The following is a 20,086-nucleotide window of genomic DNA, read 5'->3' on the forward strand; positions in this document are numbered from 1 at the left end:
GACCGTGCTCAAGGCGACCCTGCGGAGTTTCCTCGCGCACAAGGGGCGGCTGGTGCTGTCGGCGCTGGCGGTCGTCCTGTCCGTGGCGTTCGTCGCGGGCAGTCTGATCTTCTCGGACACGGTGGCCCGCACCTTCGACCGGCTCTTCGCCTCCACCTCGGCCGATGTCACCGTGGGACCGAGGGACGACGACCTGGAGGGGCAGTTGCCGACCGGGGCGGTCGAAACCGTGCCCGCGTCCCTGGCCCAGCGCGTCGCGGAGATCGACGGTGTCGCGGACGCCCATGTGGACGCGTCCGTGGAGAACATCACGGTCGTCGACAGCCGGAACGAGTCGGTGGGTCCGACGACGGGTGCCCCCACCACCGCCACCAACTGGTACCTCACCGACCGCAGCCCGGTGAAGCTGACCAGCGGTCACGTGCCGGAGGGCTCCGGCCAGGCGCTTCTCGACGCGGACACCGCCGAGAACAAGGGCGTGAGCATCGGCGACACCCTGACGGTGCTCGCCCGGCCGGGCTCCTTCAAGGTGGAGATCGTCGGCATCGCCACCTTCACCACCACCAACCCCGGCGCCGCGCTGCTCTTCCTCGACACCCCCACCGCGCAGACGAGGCTCCTGGGCGACCCCGACGCCGCCACGAGCATCTCGGTCACCGCCGCGCCCGGCCTGAGCGACGCACAGCTCAAGCAGCGGATCGCCGACGATTTGGGGACCCGCGCCTACGACTACCAGACCGCCGACGAGCAGGCCGAGTCGGCGGCGGCCTCGCTCGGCGGCTTCCTCGACGTGGTCAAGTACGTGATGCTCGGCTTCGCCGGTATCGCGACGCTCGTCGGGATCTTCCTCATCGTCAACACCTTCTCCATGCTGATCGCCCAACGCACCCGCGAACTGGGCCTGTTGCGCGCGCTCGGCGCCGACCGGCGGCAGGTGCGGCGGTCGGTCCTCACCGAGGCGGCGCTGCTCGGTCTGGTCGGGTCGACGCTCGGCCTCGCCGTGGGCATCGGGCTGGCCTTCGGGCTGCTGGAACTCATGGGCGTGCTCGGCATGAACCTGAAGTCGACCGAGATGGTGATCGGCGCGGGGACGCCGATCGCGGCGTACGTCGTCGGTCTGGGCGTCACCTTCGTGGCCGCCTTTCTGCCCGCCCGCCGGGCGGCGGCGGTGTCGCCGATGGCGGCGCTCTCGGACGCCGAGATCGCCGGGGTGGGGCGGCCGCTCAAGGTGCGCGCGGTGGTCGGCGCGGTCGTCGGGGCGGCCGGGACCGCCGCGCTGGTGGGATGTGTGGTGGCCTCGGACACGGGGTCGGCGGCCACGCTGCTCGGCCTCGGTGTGGTCCTCACCCTCATCGCGACCGTCGTCGCGGGCCCTCTCCTCGTTCGGCCGGTGATCCGCGTGCTCGGCGGTGCGTTCCCCGCGCTGTTCGGCCCCGTCGGCCGGATGAGTCAGCGCAACGCCCTGCGCAACCCGCGCCGGACCGGGGCCACCGCCGCCGCGCTGATGGTGGGAATCGCGCTGGTCGGCGGGATGTCCGTGGCGAGCGCCTCGATGACCAAGTCGTTCGACAACGAGATCGACAAGACCCTGGGTGCCGACTTCGTCGTCCAGAACCAGAACTTCATGCCGTTCCCCCAGGAGGTCACCGACAAGGTTCGCGCCACGGACGGCACCGGCCTCGTCGTACGGCAGCGCTTCACCCCGGTCGCGGTGGAACTGCCCGACGGCAAGCGGATCGAGACGACCGCCTCGGCCTACGACTCCCGGCTCGACGACGTCGCCAACGTCACCTACGCCCAGGGCGACAGCGCCGCCGCGCTGGCCGACGGATCCATCGCCATGGACGTCGAGTTCGCGCGGGACCACGGCGTCACGGTCGGCAGCACGATCCCGGTGCGGTTCCCGGCCGGGAGGGACGCCGAACTGACGGTGGCCGCGCTCACCGACCAGGACACCGCCGACGGCTTCGGCATGCAGGGCGGTCTGTACTTCGGGATGGGCACCATCGAGAAGTACGTGCCCGACGGCCAGGACTCGGCGCTGTACGTCAACGCCGGCTCCGGTGTCCGCGCCGACGAACTGCGTGCGAACCTGGAGCGGACACTGGACACCTATCCGCAGGTACAGGTCCGCGACCAGGCCGACTACAAGGAACTGGTGCGTGGCCAGATCGCCGTACTCCTCTATCTGGTCTACGCGTTGCTCGGCCTGGCGATCGTGATCGCCGTGCTCGGCGTGGTCAACACCCTCGCCCTGTCGGTGGTCGAACGCACCCGGGAGATCGGATTGCTGCGCGCCATCGGGCTGGCCCGGCGACAGCTCCGGCGGATGATCCGGCTGGAGTCGGTGGTGATCGCCGTGTTCGGCGCCGTGCTCGGCCTCGCGCTGGGCCTGGTCTGGGGGGTGTGTGTGCAGCAGGTGCTGGCACTGCAGGGCATGAAGGCGCTGGCGATCCCGTGGGGCACGGTCATCGCCGTGGTGATCGGCTCGGCCGTGGTGGGCGTCGTGGCGGCCCTGCTGCCCGCGCTGCGCGCGTCCCGGATGAACGTGCTGGCGGCCATCGCCCACGAGTGAGCGGACCGGTGAGCGAGCGCCGCCGGGGTCGTTCCTGAGGGGCCTCGGCGGCGTCGCGACGCCCTGCCCGCACGCTCGCCGGCAGCGGTGGTGGTGGTGGGCGTGTACGTGTGCTGGCGACATTCACGGACCGGTGACGTACTCGACGGAGCGTCGACTCAATTCCCGTTGAAGTGAGGAGAGTTCACGCCGCGCCCGCCTCGCTTCGGAGTCAATCTGCTCAGCCCCACGCCAGCCGAGGAGGCGCGGCGCGCGACGTGCCGCAGTGCCCGAGCAGCTCCGTTACGACGTGACGCTGGTCCCGCCGGACCATCCGGCCATGCACTGGAGCTGGGCTCGGCACGGGGTACGCCCAGGCAAAGCACAACAAGGCCGGACTGCCGTGGGGTACGCCCGGTGCGCGGGTCGAGCGTCTGCGACGCACCGTCGGGGAGTCGGACCGGCTCCTGGCCACCGAGGGACACGAGCCGCGTCCGGCGCGGGGAGCCGGGTGCCCCTGCTCATAGGCGCCAACGGCGACCGGACGCAAGGGATCACCGCCGAGGAACTCGTACCTGACCGTCCTGGAGCCGAACAGGGAGACGTCCGCCAAGGTCGTCGAGGCGCCGAGTGGCCGGTGAGGCGTGGAATTTCGAGTCGTCGCGGATCAAAGCAGTCCGCCGTCTCCCCCTTCCCACCGCCGATGCGACGGTCTCAGTGTAGCGCCTGACATTTCATCTCCGCATTTTTTACCAGCCGGTGGAACTCGCGGCACAAAAATGTGCACGTCCACCGCCGAGCCCAATAGGCGTCAAATCAGACCAAAGACAAAGAACGGGAAGAAGTGCAAGATCTGCTCATCTACGCCTTGATCATCTCTTCTCTGGGAAGTCCGGCACCGCGATTGCCGAACCTTGACGCACCCGGAGCAGGGCTGGTTGGGTATGCAGGATGTAGCGGATTGACCGCCGCGACGTTGCAATGCAATGCATTTGAATGGGCACGGGGGGAATGATGTTGTATGGCCTCAAGCAGCTCCGCAGGGGGGATGCGTCATCCCGGGGCGATTTGCATGAACTCGCCCACGACTTCAGCTCCATCGTGGATAGTCCGGAATTTCCTTGCATATTCTCATCCGCCCCTTTCGTGCGGCAGGAAATATTCTTCGGACTGACTGAAGAAGAGACCTTGAGTTCCATTGTCTCCCTGCTCAAGGAGTTGTGCCGGCGCTTCGAGGAAGCACCCGACGCCGTAGGTGTCATCTTTGTCCCACAGTCGGGAGAAGCGACACTAGAGGACGATTACCAACTCGCCCGTAATATCGTGCGATCTGTCGTGGAACAGAACGAATTGGATGGAAATTCCGCAGAGTTTCCGAGGCCAGGGCAGCAGGACTGGAGGCTGCGACTGGACCGCACTGAACTCTTTATTAACTTCAGTTCCCCGCGACACAAGAGAAGACGCAGCCGTAACGTCGGTTCGCATTTCACCCTGATAGTGCAGGCGCGTTCTTCCTTCGACAAACCCCTTTTCAGAAGCGCACACTCGCGTGGCGAAATCCGTCGACGGCTTATGTCCTACGACTCCGTGCGTCCCCACCCGAGCCTGGGTGACCACCTTCACCCCGATGAGCATGACGCACTCCACTTCTTCCTCGGGGACGAGGATCAACCGCTGGATGTCACACAGTCCTGAATCTGGCGTTCCTGAATCCTGAGGCAAAAGTTTCCCAGGGCACAGCGGCTGCCGGCATCGGCGAGCAGGCTTAGTGCCGCGCCAGAAAAGACTGCAAGGATCTCGAATCTTGACACCCCATTCTCTGCATCAAGCTGCCCAAATTCAGCGCTCCAGCTCCGTAAGTTCCTTCACCGAGTGGGATCCGCTGGAGGAGGTTATCGTCGGAATCGTCGACGGGGCCCATTTCCCTACTTGGCACATGTCCCTGCCACCGGTCCTGCCGTCGAATCAGCACGAGACCTTCCGCCGGCAGGCGGGCCGCCCGTTCCCACCTCACCTGGTAGAGGCGGCGCGTAGGGAACTCGAGGAATTCGTCCGGATCCTGAAAGGCGAGGGCGTGACCGTACGCCGCCCTCAGCCGATTCCGCAGAACCAGACGTACAGCACCCTGGATTGGGCCAGCACTGGCCTGTATGCGGCCATGCCGCGTGACGCCCTGCTGGTGGTGGGCAACGAGATCATCGAGTGCCCGATGGCCTGGCGGTCGCGCTACTACGAGTCTCTTGCCTACAGACCCCTTCTCAAGGAGTATTTCCGCTCCGGAGCCAGATGGAGCGCCGGCCCCAAGCCCGAACTCACGGATGACCAGTTCGACCTGGAGTGGACAGACCCGGGTCAGGACGGACCGACACGGCTGGTGGTGACCGAGTTCGAGCCGACCTTCGACGCCGCGGACTTCACTCGCCTGGGCCGTGACATCATCGCCCAACGCAGCAACGTCACCAATGACTTTGGCATCGAGTGGCTGAGGCGACACCTGGGCGACGAGTATCAGATCCACGTCCTGGAGTTCAACGACCGGCACCCCATGCACATCGATGCCACCCTGGTGCCGCTGGCTCCGGGAAAACTGCTTATCCATCCCGAACGCGTGACCGAGGTGCCGGACCTGTTCAAGCGGTGGGACGTGTTGCGTGCCCCCAAGCCGGTCATACCCGACTCGCACCCTCTCTACATGACCAGCAAGTGGCTCAACATGAACATTCTCATGCTGGATGAGCAGCGAGTCATCGTCGAGCGCGAGGACGAGCCGATGATCAAGGCGATGAAGCAGTTCGGCTTCACGCCGATCCCCTGCAGTTTCCGTCACTTCAACTCGTTCGGCGGATCATTCCACTGCGCCACGCTCGATATCCGTCGTCGGGGCTCGCTCCAGTCCTATCTGTGACCTACGACGACTCATTGCCCGACGAGTCGAACGGCGAAATGAACCCTCGTTTCTCCTGGGCTGCCTTCCTCGTCGGCCGCGACTTTTCCTGCACGTCAAGCGTGCCTGTTCGGCGAGGAATACGCATTGCGGAAGAATCAACTTATTCGCTCGTTCACGGACATCACGAAAGGAGGCGTGGACCTCGGTCGGCCAGTGGTGGCACTCTTCAGTGGAGGACTGGACAGCACCTACCTGCTGTACCGGTTGAAGCAGGCGGGTGCGACTCAGGTTCATGCACTGAACGTGGATCTGGGAGGCGATGAGACCGCGGCCGCCGCCGCCCTGATCGCGGACAGACTCGGTGTCCAGCTCCATGTGGTCGATGCGCGGACAGCCTTCGCGAGCGAGTATGTGGCTCCGGCCATCGCCGCGCACGCGGTCTATTTGGACACGCATCCAGTCAGCTCGTCACTCAGTCGCCCGCTGATCGCCAAGATCGCTGTCGAAACCGCCCGTGACATCGGCGCGGTGACGATACTGCACACCGCCAATCGATCACAGAACAGTCTGCGGCGACTGAACGGCGCCCTCGAGCTACTCGGTTTCTCAGGACGCTACGGAAGCCCGTACGACCTGAATCCGGTCGACCGAGAATGCAAGATGAGGGAGTTGCAACACCTTGATGTGGGTGAGGTGGCTGAGCGCACCGTCAGCGGCGACTCCAATCTCTGGTGCCGCGAATTCGAGTCAGGCACGCTTGACGACCCCGAGTCCCACGTGGTGCCAGAGCATCTATATCGCTGGACCGCCCCGTCCGGGAAAGCTCGGGAAGAATTCATCGACATCTCCTTCCAGGGTGGCCTCCCCGTGGCCGTGAACGATGAGAAGTTGCCCCTCACTTCCATCGTCTCCACGTTGAATCAACGAGTCGGTCGGCATGGACTGGGACGCAGCACCGGCCTTGAACACCTCGCCTGCGGAACGAAGGTAATGGAAGTCCGCGAAGCGCCTGCGGCCTGGCTTCTCCTGCGCTCTCATCGCCATCTGGAAACAGCTACTCTCGATGCCGAACTCATCCGCGAAAAGCTGCATGTCGAGCAATTGTGGGTGCGTGAGGCACTGGAAGGGCGCTGGTACGGGGAGCTACGGAGCGCCTGTCAGGCATTCATCGCCGCCTGCGCTCCTCCCGTCACCGGAACGGTTCGCTGGCTCTTCTCATCGGGCAACGCGAGCACGACGTCGATCGTCGCGGCGAACCCACGATACATACGCAACCGTGAGGACTGGGAGCGGTCTTGCATCGACGCTGAACTGAGTCAGCTGATGTAAGCCTGCTTCGTAGAATTTTCCCTGCAGATGATGCATAGGTGATGAAAAATGAATCTTCCTGAAATCCTGGGCGAGGCCCGGACACTCGTGACACCCGCCATGACCGATGCCCTTTCCCGGCTCTCGCCGGAGATCAGGCGAGTTGTCGACTACCACATGGGTTGGCGGGACGCCGATGGGCGGCCGGTGCAGCGGCGCGGCAGCAAATCCGTCAGGCCGGCACTTGCCTTCCTGTCGGCACAGGCAGGTGGGGGCGAGTTCCGGGGTGCGGTCTCCGGCGCTCTGGCCGTGGAGTTCCTGAACAATTGGGCCTTCCTGATCGACGATGTGATGGACCGTGACCGCTTCCGGCGTCAGCGTGAAACCGCATGGGTCGTGTTCGGTGAGGGACAGGCGATCTGCGCAGGCACAGCGCTGCTGACACTCGCTCAGCAGGTACTGCTGGAAAGCGATTCGCCGATGCGGTTCAAGGCGCTGGATCTGGCTATGGACACGTCGGCACGGATGCTGGCGGGCCAGACCCTGGACATGACGTTCGAGCGGCGCTTCGACTACACCGTCGCCGAGTCCATGACGATGACCCAGTCGAAGACGGCCTCGCTCATGCGGTGCGCCACGTCGATCGGAGCCGTCCTCGTGGGTGCCGACGACAGGACCGTCGACACGCTGGCCGACTTCGGGCAGTGCGTCGGGGTCGCGTTCCAGGCCCGCGACGACATGTTGGGCATCTGGGGCACCCCCGATCAGACGGGTGGTCGGCCTCGTGGATTCGACATCAAGGCACGCAAGGGCACCCTGCCGATCGCCGTCGCGCTCAATGACGAGACCCGCGGCGATGATCTGCGCAAGCTCTTCGGCCAGGAGGGCGAGCTGGCCGACTGGCAGGTCGAGCGGGCGTCCGAACTGATCACTGCCACGGGTGGCCGCGAATGGACGGAGAGCCTGGCCCGGCGCATGGTCGCTCAGGCCACGGCGGCCATCAGCGAACTGGACCTCCCGGACGACGTGCGCGACCACTTCCACCAACTGGCGGCCATGGGCCTCCCGGACGACGTTTCCCGCTGACCGCGGTGGTGCGCGGCGCAGCTCTGACACACACCCAGACTTGACTCTCACTCGTGGACGCAGGTGACTCTGTTGGCAGGTATATCTCTCGCATTGATGGGAATCGACGGAGCGGGCAAGACAACACTCGCCAAGGCCTTCCGGAAGGAACTGAGCGCTCGCGGCCTGGAGGTCGCGGATGTCACGTGGGCCGGTGCCGTCGCCACCCTTCCGGCTGGATTCCCGCGGACAAGCGTCGAACAACTCGGCGTGGAGGGCTGGCGGCTCTTCTACGCGGGGCGCACCATCGACGAGCAGCCCATCGACGAACTCGTGCCCCAGCTCTTCTCCGATTTCGGCGCGTCGGACCTTCCGCGCCGTATCGGGGAGGCCCAAGGGCAGGCACGTCAGTCCGGTGTGATCACCTCCGCACTGGTCGAGCTGGCCGGCCACTACCTGCTGCAGACCGCTGTGACCGCCCCGGTCGTCGCCCGCGGCGGCGTGGCACTGAACGACGGCTTCGGTCTCAAGAACGTCCTCAAGTGTCTTCGTCTCGCCCAGCAGATGCCGGACGGAGAGGTGCCGTCGGAGACGCTGCACAGACTGGCGGAGCACGTCACGGGCGTCTTCTCCGATCCGTACCTCCAACCTGACATGGGTTTCCTGCTGGCCGCCGACCCGCACTTGTCGTACGAGTGGCGCATGGCCCAGAACGGCCGTCTGGGTGCGGGTGAGGACCTGGAGTTCGCCGGTCGCCCCGGGCGCGAGTCGTATCTCTCCTTCCAGAGCGCGCTGGCGGCTGAGTACCGGACCGCCGCGAAGCGATGGGGCTGGCACGTGCTTGAGGTAGACGGTCGGCCCCAGTCGGAGACCGTGGCGGAAGGGCTCCGCGTCCTGCTCGAACACGAGAAGGTCCGTGCGCTGCTGGGGAACGCGGAGTCCCCGTCGGCGCCCGAGGCGCCCGTGAGGACAGTGTCGTGAACTCCGAGGTACTGAGAGCGAAACTCGCCCGCCGCCAGGACCAATGGATCGAGTCCACCGAGGAACTCCTGGACCGGGTTTCCCGCGTACTCGGCGAAGTGGAGCGCCAGTACGGGGCCGGAGACCAGCAAGTGCGGCGCTGGTCGGCGCGTTTCCGGGCTCTCATGGAGGAGAACCGGTTCTGGCCGTCGGGCCGCATCCTCAACAACAGCGGTACCCCGCAGGGCCAGTTGGCCTCGTGCTTCGTCCTGCCACTCAGCGACGACTTCGGGAGTGTCTTCGACACGCTCAAGAGCGCGGCCGCCTGCCACCGTAGCGGAGGCGGTACCGGATTCGACCTCAGTCCTTTACGCGAGCGAGGCGCGCCGATCAGCACCGCGGAGGCGGGCGGGGCGAGCGGCCCGGTGTCGTGGCTGCGTCTGTTCGATGCGGAGACCACGGTGGTCGCGCAGGGCGGCAAGATGAGGGGCGCCAATCTGGCCTCTCTGTCCGTGCGCCATCCGGACATCATGGAGTTCGTCGACACCAAGCGGGACGTCGGCCAACTGCACACCTTCAACATCTCCGTGGCAATCGACGACGCCTTCATGAGGGCGGTGGAGTCGCAGACCCAGATCGAACTCGTCAGTCCGGTCTCCGGACGAGCCCCTGGACGGATCGCCGCCGTCGACATCTGGCGGCGCATCTGTGAGAACGCCTGGCGGACCGGTGATCCCGGGGTGCTCTTCGTGGACACCATGAACCGGTCCAATCCCCTTCTGGACCACCTCGGACCGATCCGTACCACCAATCCCTGCGGCGAGCAGACCCTCTACCCGTACGAGGCGAGCAATCTGGGTTCGCTCAACCTCGCGGCTTTCCTGCTCCCGAACCGGTCCGATCTCGACTGGGACTTGCTGCGTGACACCGTCGGGGACTCCGTGCGTCTGCTCGACAACGCCATCGACGCCTCCCAGTACCCCGAGCCTCGCATCACCGACATGGCGCGGGCCAACCGGCGCCTCGGACTCGGCGTCATGGGCTACGCGGACCTGCTCATCGCGCTCGGCATCCCCTACGACTCGGAGGCAGCCATGGGGCTGATCGATCGTCTGGGGAGCGTGATCCGGGACGCCGCGTGGAGCACCAGTGAGCGATTGGCCCAGGAGCGGGGCGCCTACCCCAACTGGCCGTACAGCGGACGTCGTACGCCGGCTCGGAACTGTGCCATCACCACCATCGCGCCCACCGGGACGATCTCGATGGTCGCCGGCTGCTCCAGCGGTATCGAGCCGAGGTTCGCTCCGGTGTGGAACAAGGACGTCATCAGGGCGGACGGCATCGTCTACGCCGACGAGGACCTCGTGGGCGAGCTGCGGCGGCATGCCGGACTCGAACGGGACGACGCTCTGAGACTGCTCCGGAACAAGCCCCTCGATGAGCTTCCCCTTCCGGCGCACGTCATGGCTCCCTACCGATACGCCCACGAGATCCCGGCGGCATGGCATGTACGGACCGTCGCCCGATGGCAGCAGTACACGGACAACGCGGTGTCCAAGACGGTCAACCTGCCACGCGCCAGTGGGGTCGCGGACGTGTCCCACGCCTTCTTCGAGGCTTGGAGACTGGGCTGCAAGGGTCTGTCCATCTACCGCGAAGGCTCCCGCGACCGTGACTTGCTCACGTCGCACGTCGGGAGTGAGCCCGAACCGCCTCGTCAGAGTAAGCAACTCGCCGGAGAACTGTGACATGACCCAGCTCGCCATTGACGGCGGCGCTCCTGCCGTCACCACACCGCTGCCAGCACCGTGGCCCCACTTGTCCCGCCCGGCGCGGCGGCAGATCGACGTCTTGCTCGACGCGGCTTGCCTTTCGGACTACGCGCTCGGCCCTCATATGGCCGAGTTCGAGGAAGTGGTGGCGGACTACCACGACGTACCGTACGTCCTGGGTGCCGCCAGCGGAACCGCCGCCCTCCACATGGCGTTCTACGCCGTCGGCATCGAACCCGGTGACGAGGTTATCGTGCCGAGCTACAGTTTCCACGCCACGGTCGCCCCGCTGTTCCTGCTCAGCGCTGTGCCCGTACTGTGCGACGTGGACCCGATCACCGGGAATGTCGACCTTGCTGACGCGGCGCGTCGGATCACCGGGCGGACCAAGGCCGTGGTGGTCACGCACATGTGGGGGCATCCGGTCGACCTCGACGGGCTCACCGAGTTGGCGGCCCGCTACGGCTTGCGCGTCATCGAGGACGGTTCGCACGCCCATGGGGCCCGGTACAGGGGCAAACGCGTCGGAGCCTTCTCGGACGCGGCCATCTTCAGCCTCGGTGCCCGCAAGATGGTTTCCGGCGGTACCGGCGGAGTGATGATGACCTCCGCACAAGAGGTGTACCAGCGCGCGCTGATGCTGGGGCACTGCCACGAACGTGCGCAGATGGTGCTCCCGCCCCAGGACAGCGCGGTGGGTTACGGGGCCAACTACCACCTCAGCCCACTGACCGCTGTCGTCTGCACCGAGCAGTACCGTGACCTCGACGAGCGGATCGCGGTCAAGGCCTCGGTCCTTGAGGGTCTGAGCCATCGGCTCGAAGGGATTCCGGGGCTTCGCCCGCCGACCACGGCTGCCGATGTCACGCGCGGTGGCTGGTACGGGTACAAGGCCCTGTACGACGCAGACGAGCTCGGGGGTCTTCCACTGGACCGGTTCATCGCGGCGCTCCAGGCAGAGGGCCTGGCGGTGGACCGTCCGTCGAACCGCCCGCTGCATCGACTGAACATGTTCACCTCTCGTCACCTGGAGCCGTCGTACTACCGACCCGGGGTCGACCGGCCTCTTTACCAGCAGGGTGAACTGCCGGGCGCCGAGGCGTACTACGAGGCGTGTCTGAGCTTTCCGGCCCCGTATCTGCACGAACCGTGCGACGACCTGCTCGACCAGTACGCACAAGGTGTTCTCAAGGTGGTGAAGAACTGTGGCACCCTCCGCTGAGCAGAACCGGACACAGGACCCGGCCGGCGAGTCGAGACGCACCTCGATCGCGCCCAACGCCTTCTACGTGCCGTCCCCGGTCGTCCTGCTGAGCACCGAGAGCGAAGACGGAGTGGTCGACGTCTCGGCGATGTCGGCAGTCGGTGTGGTCTGCCTCGACCCGCCCATTCTCGCCGTGGGTATCAAGCCACGTCGCCACACCTACAAGAACATCCGGCGCACGGGCGCGTTCGTCGTGAACCTGCCGCTTCAGGACGGTCTGGAGGCAGCCGACTACACGGGCACACGTTCGTGGCGCAAGGAACCGGAGAAACTGGAGAAGGCAGGGCTGGTGGTGGACCGGCTCCCGGAGAGCGGCCTGCCGTACCTGCCGAGCTGCCCGATCTCCATGGCGTGCACTCTGGTCGGCAATCTCGGCCGACATGAACTGGGGCTCGACGTGCCACCGTCGCACCAGGTCGTTCTGGGCCGGATGACGGAGTGTTCGGTGGACGACGCATGGCTGGGCGAGGACGAGGTCCGGCTGGAGGACATGCCGATCCTCGTCTACCTCAACCGGGTCTACGCGAGTCGGGGGACCAATCTCGGCGTTCAGCGATTCACCGATGACCCCCTCAAGCGCGAGGCCAAGATGCGCGAGTACCGGAGCCTGGGGGGGAGGGAACAGTGAAGCCCTCCACACAGCAGGAACTGATCGACCGCATCCTGGCCCACATAGCGAACGGCACCACCGACACCGCGGCGGCGGAGCGGTCGGTCGGGACCGACGACTACCTGGGGACCGTGCGCCTGGAGCAGGAGCTTCGGTCGGTGTTCCTCGAGCGACCGGTGCTGCTGGCTCACTCCTCCCAACTGGCCAAAGCCGGCGACTTCCGTACGGATGAGGTCCATGGCCGCCCTGTGTTCGCCGTTCGGACCCGCAAGGGAGACGTACGCGCCTTCCTCAATGTCTGCCGCCACAGGGGTGCGAGGCTGGTGGAGTCCGAACAGGGCACCAGCGTCAACGGGTTCAGTTGCCGCAACCACGCCTGGCGTTATGACGACGAGGGCGCCTTGGCCCATGTGCCGGACCAGGCACGCTGTTTCTCGCCTTCCGCCCTTGCGGGGCGCGATCTCTTCTCCGTGCCAGTGCAGGAGAAGTACGGCTTCATCTGGGCAGGCGCAGCCGATGGCGAGCGGAGGGGACTCGCCGCTCACCTGGACCCGCTGGGCGAGGACTTCGACGGGTATCGGTTCGAGGACGACACCATCTGGAGCGAGGACCGCCTGACCGGCCGCTTCAACTGGAAGCTGGGGGTGGAAGGCTTCTTGGAGGTCTACCACTTCCGAAGCCTGCATCCGGACATGAAGAAGTACGTGTTCGTCCCCGAGGTGGCCCTGTTCGACCAACTCGGCGAACACGCGAGGATCGTGGCGCCGAAGCGGGAGATCCGCGAAGTGCGTGACACCCCCGCCGGCCTTCGGGTGCTCCGCCCACTCGTGACGGTGGTGTACTTCGTCTTCCCCAGCACGTTCGTCTTCGTGGAGAAGCGACATGTCACGACTCTGCGGATCAGCCCGCTGACCCCTGACACGAGCGAGATCCGGGTGCTCCACATCGCCGGGCAGGACGGCCTGCTCAGGCCTGAGACGCTACGGCAGAACATCGCGCTGTTCACCAAGGTGCTCTCCGAGGACGTGGCAGCGGCCGAGTCGATCCAGCGGGGGCTGACGTCCGCACCGCAGAAACTGCTCTTCGGGCGCAACGAGGTGGGGCTGCACTACTTCCGCGACAGCCTGTGCCGGGCCATTGAACAGAGCGTCGGCCAGTCCGTGTAGTCGAAGTCCATGGAACGAGGCTCCGTTCGCCCGAAACACCAGTCAGGCGGCGGAGTCCTCGTCCACGAACAGGGCGTGCACCCGGTCCCGCATCCCTGTGGTTCCGGAACCTCGCACGCCGGCGTCACATCACTGTGGCGTTCAACGGTGCGCGACCACCACCAGGTGCTTGGAGAACTGCCCGTACGGCGCACCGCTAAAGTCACCGTGGAGGGAGATGTCCCGGAAGCCGACCGTGCGGAGCATCGCTGTCAGCTCCTCACCCGAGTACAGCCATGACTCGTACGGGAAGTCGCGCCGGCCGGAGGAGTCGACCACGACCCAGCGGCCTCGGACGCGCCGCCAGTCGTCGGCCACATAGCGTTCTTCGAGGTAGAGCGCCCCCTTGTGCTCCGCCCAGGAACGTTCCGGCGTCTGGCGGGCGTTGTACGTCTCCCTCGACCGGAGGTGAAGGACGAAGGTGCCCCCGTCGTGGAGTGAGGCATGGGCTTGCCTGAGCACCGCCACGTTGTCCTCCGGGTCGGCGAAGTGACCGAAGGACGACCACAGGTTGAGCACCACGTCCACCCGGGGGGTGCTGCTGTAGCCGCGTGCGTCGGTGTGGACGAACACGGCCTCGACCCCCGCGTCGGCGGCCCGCTCGCGTGCGATCTCCACGTAACGCTCTGTGCTGTCGATTCCCGTTACGTGGTGCCCGCGAGCGGCGAGGGGAATGGCGTGGCGACCCGGTCCGCAGCACACGTCAAGAATCCGCGCGGGCGAGTCCAGGCCGACGAGCTGTGTGAGCTCGGCTGCTTCCCGTTCGCCGCGACGGATCCGGGCCTCGTCGAAAATCACCTCGTGGAGTTCCGCCCAGAACTGCTCGGTCGTCGACCATTGCTGGGCCTGTTTGTTGGGCATGATGTCGCTCTTCCCTTCTCTCTTCGTCTTCCTTGCCGGACCCACCGTGTGCCGGTACGCGGCAAGCCGCACCCCGCGCGGGTAAGCCCCTGAGCGCTAGGCTGAACTCATGGAATCGTCCCGTCCTTCGGTGCGTGTCATCTGCGTCGACGAGCAGCAGCGCATCCTGCTTCTCCGCTGGCGCGACCCTGTGAGCGGGAGGCGTATCTGGGAGCCACCGGGAGGTGGCATCAAAGCGGATGAGGAGCCACTCGCCGCGGCCCGGAGGGAATTGTGGGAGGAAACCGGGCTGCCGGGCACCGAGATCGGTGACCGCTTTGTCGTCGTGCGGCGGAAACTGCGCTGGAACGGAGTCGACTTCGAGGGCGAGGAGGCGTTCTTCGTCTGCCTTCTCGGCTCGCCCCCCGAAGTCAGTCCGGGCGGCCTTGCGTCCAGCGAGGAACAACAGCTCCAGGGCTACCAATGGGTGCGCTGGAACGCGCTCGACAGTCTTTCCGACCCCGTGGAGCCACCGCAACTGATCAAGACATTGGCGGAGCTGGCTCCTGGCGGTCCGTGGGCCACCGGGATCGTCGCCTGACACTCCGGAAAGCTCCGGGAACCCCGAGGCTCCTCAGCTCGCCGTGGGCGCCATGGTGCCCGCGGCTACTTCTTTGAGGAACGACAGCTTGGACAAGTAACCGAGTTCTGCCCGGACTCCCCAGTCCGCGAGCAGACGATCCGCCTCCTGGCCGAGCCGGAACAGCTCCGGTTCCATCGTCTCTCCAGTGACACCGTGACAGGCACGAGATTTGTGGTACTCGATCTCAAGCTGACGCAGTACCCGCCCTTCGGCCCGTACCTCGTCCACCTCCAGACCGAAGAAATGCCCCGTGAGAGCGGACTCGACATTGACGTCGAACCGGGTTCGGGTCATGTGTGGCAGGGCTCGGATCTCGGCATCCTTGATCGCCGAGCGGATGTAGTCGGCGAAGCCCTCGGGCTCCAGGACCACTCCCTCGTCGAAGCGCTCGATCCTGCGCAGGGTGTCCTGCTCGAAGAACTTGTACTTCACGATGTAGGTGCCGTCGTAATAACGCATGAACGCCACGTACCCGGCTTTGTCAGCGGGGCTGAGGATCTCGAAGGTGTCCTGTTCGTAGGACCAGCGCTGCAACTCGGTTCCCAGGTCGGGGATGAAGCCCTCAAGCTCTCTGCGCTGGACTGCCCGGGCGAGATCGCTCGCGATGACCCAGGGATGAGGATCGTCGAGCAGGGTGAACTTCAGCTCGATCTCGACGCCCTCCTCGAACTGTCGGTACTGAGCCGACTCGTCACTGAAACGCTCGTGAAGGCTCTTGCCCTCCTCACACGCCTGGGACACCACGGCGGGGAGCGGCCGACCGGTCGGGTGGGTCCCGACCCAGATGCGGGAGAACAGCATCCCGGACTCCCGGATCCGCGAGCAACTGAACACCGCGTGCTCGACCGTGCCGTTCTGGCGTCGTTCTGTCACGAGCAGCACGGGCACGGGGCCGCGCCCGGTCGAGCCGGGAAAGTCTCGGGCGAGATCGCGTGCCTCGGCTCTTAGATCGAAAGGCAGTTGTGTGTGGAAGGCCTCGGCGGGCTCGCACACCTCCTCGTGCTCCAGCCCCGTGGCCCGATTCCACACGTGCAGTCGGTCACCGACCACCTCGTCGTAGGTCAGCCATTCGGTCGTGCCCACCGGCCGCTCGGCGCCCGACAGCCGAACAGCGACCAAGGGCCGCGACGCGGAGACCTGGAGGCTCTTGAAGCCCTGACCGATTTCGTCGAACAGCAACCAACGCCTGACGGAACTCACTGTGCCAGCCTCTCTGCCGGAACCATGTCGATGTGTGCTGCCTCTGCCCCGTCACCGGGCTGCTCCAGGTCCCAGGACGGCCGCGCCCGGGCGATCCGCGAGAGCAGCAGGTCCAGGCCGCGCCGAGTATTCACCTCCACGGGTGCGTCCTCGACGGTGATCACGCTCCAATCGAATTTCCGCGCGAACGCACGGAAACGCTGTGCTGAGGCGGACTGGAGAGCGATGAACCCCTCGTTCCCGTGTCGGCCGACGGTGCGCAGATCCTCCAGGACGCCGACCGCGCCGGATTGCGCGAGCCGTCTCTGCAGGGCCAGTTCGACAGGACCGTCGACCAGGATGCCCAGGTCCGGACGGAGCGCGCCGCCGCCGAAGAACTCCTCGATGGGGCTGAAAAGGAAGTCGACGTCGCCAGGGGTGTAGGAGCCGGCATCAGCTCCGTCGGCGAGCTCCGAAGCAAGCAGGTACTCCTTGAGTACGTGCTTGTAGGGGAACGTCTCCTGAACCACCGTCTCGCCGCGCTCCAGGGCGGGACGGATGACTTCGGAGTGAAGGACCAGGTTGCCGGCGAACTCGACGAGCGCCGCCGCGAGCGGTCCACTGGGCGAGGAGGCCGCGGCCTGCAGTTCGCCGAGGCGTTCCTCCGACTGTTGCGACGTCCAGTCCGCGTACCGCTCCGGCAGTGAGACGGGGCGACCCTGGTGGACGGCGCCCCCGAACAGCAACCTGAAGGTGTCCATCCACATGGTGCGCAGGGCTTCCTGCGGCCAGACCGGCAGCTCCGCATCGAGGCAACTGCGCCAGGAGACCGGTGTGACGGTCAGACCCCGCGCACGCAGCTCTGCGGTCAGGTGTTGGGCCAGGGTCGACTTACCGATGCCGTCGATGCCGAGGAAGGATATGTGCAGGCCGCGGCTCTCGGTCGCCGATGTACTCGACATGTTCACTGTCCAGCGCTTTCGGTAGTGACGACGGTTTCCGCACGCAGTGCCCGGACAGCACGCCGACATGTGTCGGCAGATGCCGCAGACAGAACTGCTGTGCCCAACCGGTCGGTCGAACTGCGTAGGTCCCCTACGACGTCGCCGACTTTGACATCCACCTGCCAGTACTCGACGGTCGCACCCGGCAGTTCGGGCGGGCTGTCGAGCACCCGGGTGACTCGGCCGGGCGGAGCGGTGAAGAAGACGGATGCGGCGGCGGCCGCGTGGGGTTTCGAGGCGATCGGCCGTACGCCCAGCGGCCAGCCCAGGGAGCAGGCTCGCCAGTCGATGCCGGTGACGATCGTGACGAGGTCCGCTATACAACCTCCGCCGGGCCGGTTGTGCGTCTCGATGACCTTGACGGTGTCGCCGGACACCTTGACCTCGGTGTGCGCCGGTCCGTTCTCCAGCCCCAGGGCGTCGAGCAGATCCTCCACTGCCTGCGTGATCAGCTCGACCCGTCTGCTGGGAAGGGTCGTCGGCATGATGTGGCTGACTTCGATGAAACCCTCGGTGCCCTTTTCCACGATGCCGATGACGTCGTGGCGACCGTTGGTCGAGAAGGATTCCACGCTGTATTCATCTCCGCCGGCGAACTCCTCGACGACGAATCCCTCACGGTGGGGAAGAGAACGGAACTCTGCGAGTGAATGGACCACGGACACCTCGGCGCTGCCTGTGCCGTCCGCCGGCTTGACCACCGCCCGGTCACAAACCGAAAGCAGAGCTGTCACGCGTTCCTCGTCGCGGGCGTCGGCGTAGTGGACCGTCAGGTGGGGTGCCTTGTCGGCCAGGACCCCGCGCATCACCCGCTTGTCCCGGGTCGCACGCACCACGTCAGGCGACGTGCCCGGGGTGCCGAGGACGGAAGTCAGCACAGCAGCCGGAAGCAGACCCCTCTCGGTGACGGATACGACGGCTCGGGGCGCCCTCGGTCGCAGAGCTCGTCGGGCGAACTCGGTGAGCCCCGCTTCGTCGTCGAAGTCGACGGTGAAGGGTTCCTCACCCGACATCGGCATCGTGCCGCGCTTCGGGTGTCCCTGCCCGTAAACGAATACGACGTCGTCGTCCAGTTGTTGAGCGATCCGCGCGATGTTGTGAGTAGGGCCGACTACGACAAGCACTCAGGGTTCCTTCGTTCGGTGAATGGCGATGAGCTCAGCGGGTGCCCTTGTCGTACTCGAACCGGATGTCCTGGAGGCGACGTCTGAGAGTGGACTCGTCCGGGGCCCTGACGACGTAGGAATCCAGGAAGTCCGTCGAGTGTCGTACTCCCCCGTGCCCATCGCCGGCCGACCCGTTGTGGAGGTGCTCCAGGACGCCGAGCGCCGTCTGGAGTTCGGGAGGGATCCCGCGCTCCGGCCCGTCCCCGGGGTAGAAGGCCACGAACCCGCAGACACCGGCGCCGTTCCCGGCTCGCGGTGTGGGGAGGACCGGGGCGAGTCCCGCCTGCTGCCGGAGGGAGGCCTCGACCATGCTGACGCCGAACTGCCACTCGATGACTGGCGGAATGATGCCGCCCGGCGGTCTGCCGGCAACCTCGCAGAACACCAACTCGTCGTCAGGTGTGTGGAACAACTCCAGGTGCGTCACGCCTTCTTGCAGGCCGAGAGCGCTGAGGACGCGGGCGTTGAGTCCCAGGATGCGCCGGTACAGGTCGCCCTCGAGGATCGTCACCGTGCCGAACGTCGTCCCGGGCCCGTAGGCGGCCGGATTCGCCGTGTATCTACCGACGTTCACGAAGCTGACTTCACCGTCCTGGACGATGGCGTCACAGTGGTAGATCTCCCCCTCGACGAACCGTTCGATCTCGTACTGTGATCCGCCCAGGTCAAGCTTCAGGCAGACCTGCCGCGCGGCCTCCCAGGAGTCCACCACGTGGACCTCGCTCGCACCAAGGCCCCAGCGGCTCTTGACGACCCACTTCCCGACGGTCCAGTCGATGGCGACGAGGTCCTCAAGGCTGTCGAGTGGCGCGAAGTCCGGGACCTGTGCCGCACCCGCGGCGACCACGGCCCGCTTCATCGCGACTTTGTCCCGGAACCGGTTCGCGGTCTCGACGTCGATGCCGTCCAACCCGTATCTGCTGCGCAGTTCGGCGGCGAACAGGACAGCCCGCTCATGGATGGCCATGACGCGTGAGATGGGGTAAGTGTCGAGTGCCCAGTCGCACGCGGCGCGCCACTGATCCTCGTAACGGGCGTCGACCACCGTGACACGCGAGAAGTCCTTGGGCTCCACCCCCGTCACGCCGCCGAATGCGCGGTTGCGGGTCACCAGATGAATGCCGACCTCTTCGGTCGGCAACACGGACCTGCCACGTCGCGTGAAAAACCCGTAAGGGTGGAAGTTGATGAACAGCGCCTGCTCTTTCACAGTCCGACCTCCCCGGGATTTCGCACGACTGCCGGTCCCGGTCCCAACCGATCGCGTCGTGCCGCCCGCAGACGGCGAGCGCACTCCACGGCTACCTCGCTGGGGACACCCAGGATTTCGTTCACGATGCCGGCCGACGCGCGACCGGGTTCGTCAAGCGCGACGGCCGCCGTCGGCGACAAGGGGCGCAGGACGCGGTCGACGAACCGGGGGAAGTCCTCATCACCCAAGTCCACCGAGTGGAGCAGTGCGTGATCGTCGAGTAACTCCTCGACGAGGCCACCTGGTCGTTGCACGAATATGGTGTGGTAGCCGAGCGCCTGGGCGGCCTCAGCGGTTTCGACGCTCGCCTCGATGATGACGAGCGATGAACCCGACACATCGGATGTGGTGTCGGTATGGGGCATGCGCATGCAACT

Annotated in this window: 17 protein-coding genes; 11 read left to right on the plus strand and 6 right to left on the minus strand. The window is 66.0% G+C overall.

Annotated features, from left to right (window positions below; translation table 11 throughout):
• The first annotated feature begins 4 nt into the window (after window positions 1-4).
• The 10 genes from ACFY9I_RS07040 (at window position 5) to ACFY9I_RS07085 (ending at window position 13,586) form a co-directional block, all read left to right on the plus strand.
• On the plus strand, window positions 5-2,575 hold the full coding sequence (locus ACFY9I_RS07040; RefSeq protein WP_390997703.1) for an FtsX-like permease family protein: 2,571 nt from the start codon (window positions 5-7) through the stop codon (window positions 2,573-2,575).
• Window positions 2,576-3,565: 990 nt separating this feature from the next.
• The gene (locus ACFY9I_RS07045) at window positions 3,566-4,249 is read left to right on the plus strand and encodes a YqcI/YcgG family protein (RefSeq protein WP_390997706.1); all 684 of its coding nucleotides are present in this window, start codon (window positions 3,566-3,568) and stop codon (window positions 4,247-4,249) included.
• A 241-nt stretch (window positions 4,250-4,490) separates the two neighbouring features.
• Entirely contained in the window at window positions 4,491-5,459 is a 969-nt protein-coding gene (locus ACFY9I_RS07050; RefSeq protein WP_390997709.1) for an amidinotransferase, read from the plus strand.
• A 126-nt stretch (window positions 5,460-5,585) separates the two neighbouring features.
• Window positions 5,586-6,770 (plus strand): argininosuccinate synthase-related protein, encoded by a 1,185-nt coding sequence (locus ACFY9I_RS07055; protein ID WP_390997712.1) that lies wholly within the window; start codon window positions 5,586-5,588, stop codon window positions 6,768-6,770.
• 48 nt (window positions 6,771-6,818) lie between these two features.
• Window positions 6,819-7,835: a polyprenyl synthetase family protein gene (locus ACFY9I_RS07060; protein WP_390997714.1), complete on the plus strand. Its 1,017-nt coding sequence runs from the start codon at window positions 6,819-6,821 to the stop codon at window positions 7,833-7,835.
• A gap of 72 nt (window positions 7,836-7,907) precedes the next feature.
• Window positions 7,908-8,795 carry a hypothetical protein gene (locus tag ACFY9I_RS07065; protein ID WP_390997717.1) on the plus strand — a complete coding sequence of 296 codons (888 nt, stop codon included), beginning with the start codon at window positions 7,908-7,910 and terminating at the stop codon, window positions 8,793-8,795.
• Window positions 8,792-10,522 (plus strand): adenosylcobalamin-dependent ribonucleoside-diphosphate reductase, encoded by a 1,731-nt coding sequence (locus ACFY9I_RS07070; protein ID WP_390997719.1) that lies wholly within the window; start codon window positions 8,792-8,794, stop codon window positions 10,520-10,522. The genes ACFY9I_RS07065 and ACFY9I_RS07070 overlap by 4 nt, the downstream gene beginning before the upstream one ends.
• Before the next feature lies 1 nt (window position 10,523).
• Entirely contained in the window at window positions 10,524-11,768 is a 1,245-nt protein-coding gene (locus ACFY9I_RS07075) for an aminotransferase class I/II-fold pyridoxal phosphate-dependent enzyme (RefSeq protein ID WP_390997722.1), read from the plus strand.
• The gene (locus ACFY9I_RS07080) at window positions 11,752-12,438 is read left to right on the plus strand and encodes a flavin reductase (protein WP_390997725.1); all 687 of its coding nucleotides are present in this window, start codon (window positions 11,752-11,754) and stop codon (window positions 12,436-12,438) included. Before ACFY9I_RS07075 ends, ACFY9I_RS07080 begins: the two co-directional genes overlap by 17 nt.
• On the plus strand, window positions 12,435-13,586 hold the full coding sequence (locus tag ACFY9I_RS07085; protein WP_390997728.1) for an SRPBCC family protein: 1,152 nt from the start codon (window positions 12,435-12,437) through the stop codon (window positions 13,584-13,586). Before ACFY9I_RS07080 ends, ACFY9I_RS07085 begins: the two co-directional genes overlap by 4 nt.
• A gap of 141 nt (window positions 13,587-13,727) precedes the next feature.
• On the opposite strand, the gene ACFY9I_RS07090 is transcribed toward ACFY9I_RS07085, so the two are convergent.
• A complete protein-coding gene (locus tag ACFY9I_RS07090) occupies window positions 13,728-14,486 on the minus strand; it encodes a methyltransferase domain-containing protein (protein WP_390997731.1) in 759 nt (252 codons plus the stop codon).
• 109 nt (window positions 14,487-14,595) lie between these two features.
• Here ACFY9I_RS07090 and ACFY9I_RS07095 point away from each other — a divergent pair, with 109 nt between their 5' ends.
• On the plus strand, window positions 14,596-15,066 hold the full coding sequence (locus ACFY9I_RS07095) for an NUDIX domain-containing protein (protein ID WP_390997733.1): 471 nt from the start codon (window positions 14,596-14,598) through the stop codon (window positions 15,064-15,066).
• Between the two features lie 33 nt (window positions 15,067-15,099).
• Here the strand turns inward: ACFY9I_RS07095 and ACFY9I_RS07100 are convergent, their stop codons facing one another.
• The 5 genes from ACFY9I_RS07100 to ACFY9I_RS07120 are packed head-to-tail and all read right to left on the minus strand — an operon-like array spanning window position 15,100 to window position 20,074.
• Complete coding sequence (locus ACFY9I_RS07100) at window positions 15,100-16,308, minus strand: hypothetical protein (RefSeq protein WP_390997736.1); 1,209 nt, start codon at window positions 16,306-16,308, stop codon at window positions 15,100-15,102.
• Window positions 16,305-17,249 carry a dTMP kinase gene (locus ACFY9I_RS07105; RefSeq protein WP_390997737.1) on the minus strand — a complete coding sequence of 315 codons (945 nt, stop codon included), beginning with the start codon at window positions 17,247-17,249 and terminating at the stop codon, window positions 16,305-16,307. The genes ACFY9I_RS07100 and ACFY9I_RS07105 overlap by 4 nt, the downstream gene beginning before the upstream one ends.
• Before the next feature lie 2 nt (window positions 17,250-17,251).
• Window positions 17,252-18,415 (minus strand): ATP-grasp domain-containing protein, encoded by a 1,164-nt coding sequence (locus tag ACFY9I_RS07110; RefSeq protein ID WP_390997740.1) that lies wholly within the window; start codon window positions 18,413-18,415, stop codon window positions 17,252-17,254.
• Between the two features lie 34 nt (window positions 18,416-18,449).
• The gene (locus ACFY9I_RS07115; protein ID WP_390997742.1) at window positions 18,450-19,667 is read right to left on the minus strand and encodes an ATP-grasp domain-containing protein; all 1,218 of its coding nucleotides are present in this window, start codon (window positions 19,665-19,667) and stop codon (window positions 18,450-18,452) included.
• Window positions 19,664-20,074: a hypothetical protein gene (locus tag ACFY9I_RS07120; RefSeq protein WP_390997745.1), complete on the minus strand. Its 411-nt coding sequence runs from the start codon at window positions 20,072-20,074 to the stop codon at window positions 19,664-19,666. The genes ACFY9I_RS07115 and ACFY9I_RS07120 overlap by 4 nt, the downstream gene beginning before the upstream one ends.
• Between the last annotated feature and the right edge of the window lie 12 nt (window positions 20,075-20,086).

The organism is Streptomyces sp. NPDC012510 (genome assembly GCF_042955065.1).
GTDB lineage: Bacteria > Actinomycetota > Actinomycetes > Streptomycetales > Streptomycetaceae > Streptomyces.

What these genes read in the sequence shown, in the direction of transcription:
- ACFY9I_RS07075 (WP_390997722.1), top strand. Translation starts at nt 10,524, where the DNA reads ATGACCCAGCTCGCCATTGACGGCGGCGCTCCTGCCGTCACCACACCG.
- ACFY9I_RS07095 (WP_390997733.1), top strand. Translation starts at nt 14,596, where the DNA reads ATGGAATCGTCCCGTCCTTCGGTGCGTGTCATCTGCGTCGACGAGCAG.
- ACFY9I_RS07120 (WP_390997745.1), bottom strand. Translation starts at nt 20,074, where the DNA reads ATGCCCCATACCGACACCACATCCGATGTGTCGGGTTCATCGCTCGTC.
- ACFY9I_RS07050 (WP_390997709.1), top strand. Translation starts at nt 4,491, where the DNA reads ATGTCCCTGCCACCGGTCCTGCCGTCGAATCAGCACGAGACCTTCCGC.
- ACFY9I_RS07090 (WP_390997731.1), bottom strand. Translation starts at nt 14,486, where the DNA reads ATGCCCAACAAACAGGCCCAGCAATGGTCGACGACCGAGCAGTTCTGG.
- ACFY9I_RS07060 (WP_390997714.1), top strand. Translation starts at nt 6,819, where the DNA reads ATGAATCTTCCTGAAATCCTGGGCGAGGCCCGGACACTCGTGACACCC.
- ACFY9I_RS07045 (WP_390997706.1), top strand. Translation starts at nt 3,566, where the DNA reads ATGATGTTGTATGGCCTCAAGCAGCTCCGCAGGGGGGATGCGTCATCC.
- ACFY9I_RS07105 (WP_390997737.1), bottom strand. Translation starts at nt 17,249, where the DNA reads ATGTCGAGTACATCGGCGACCGAGAGCCGCGGCCTGCACATATCCTTC.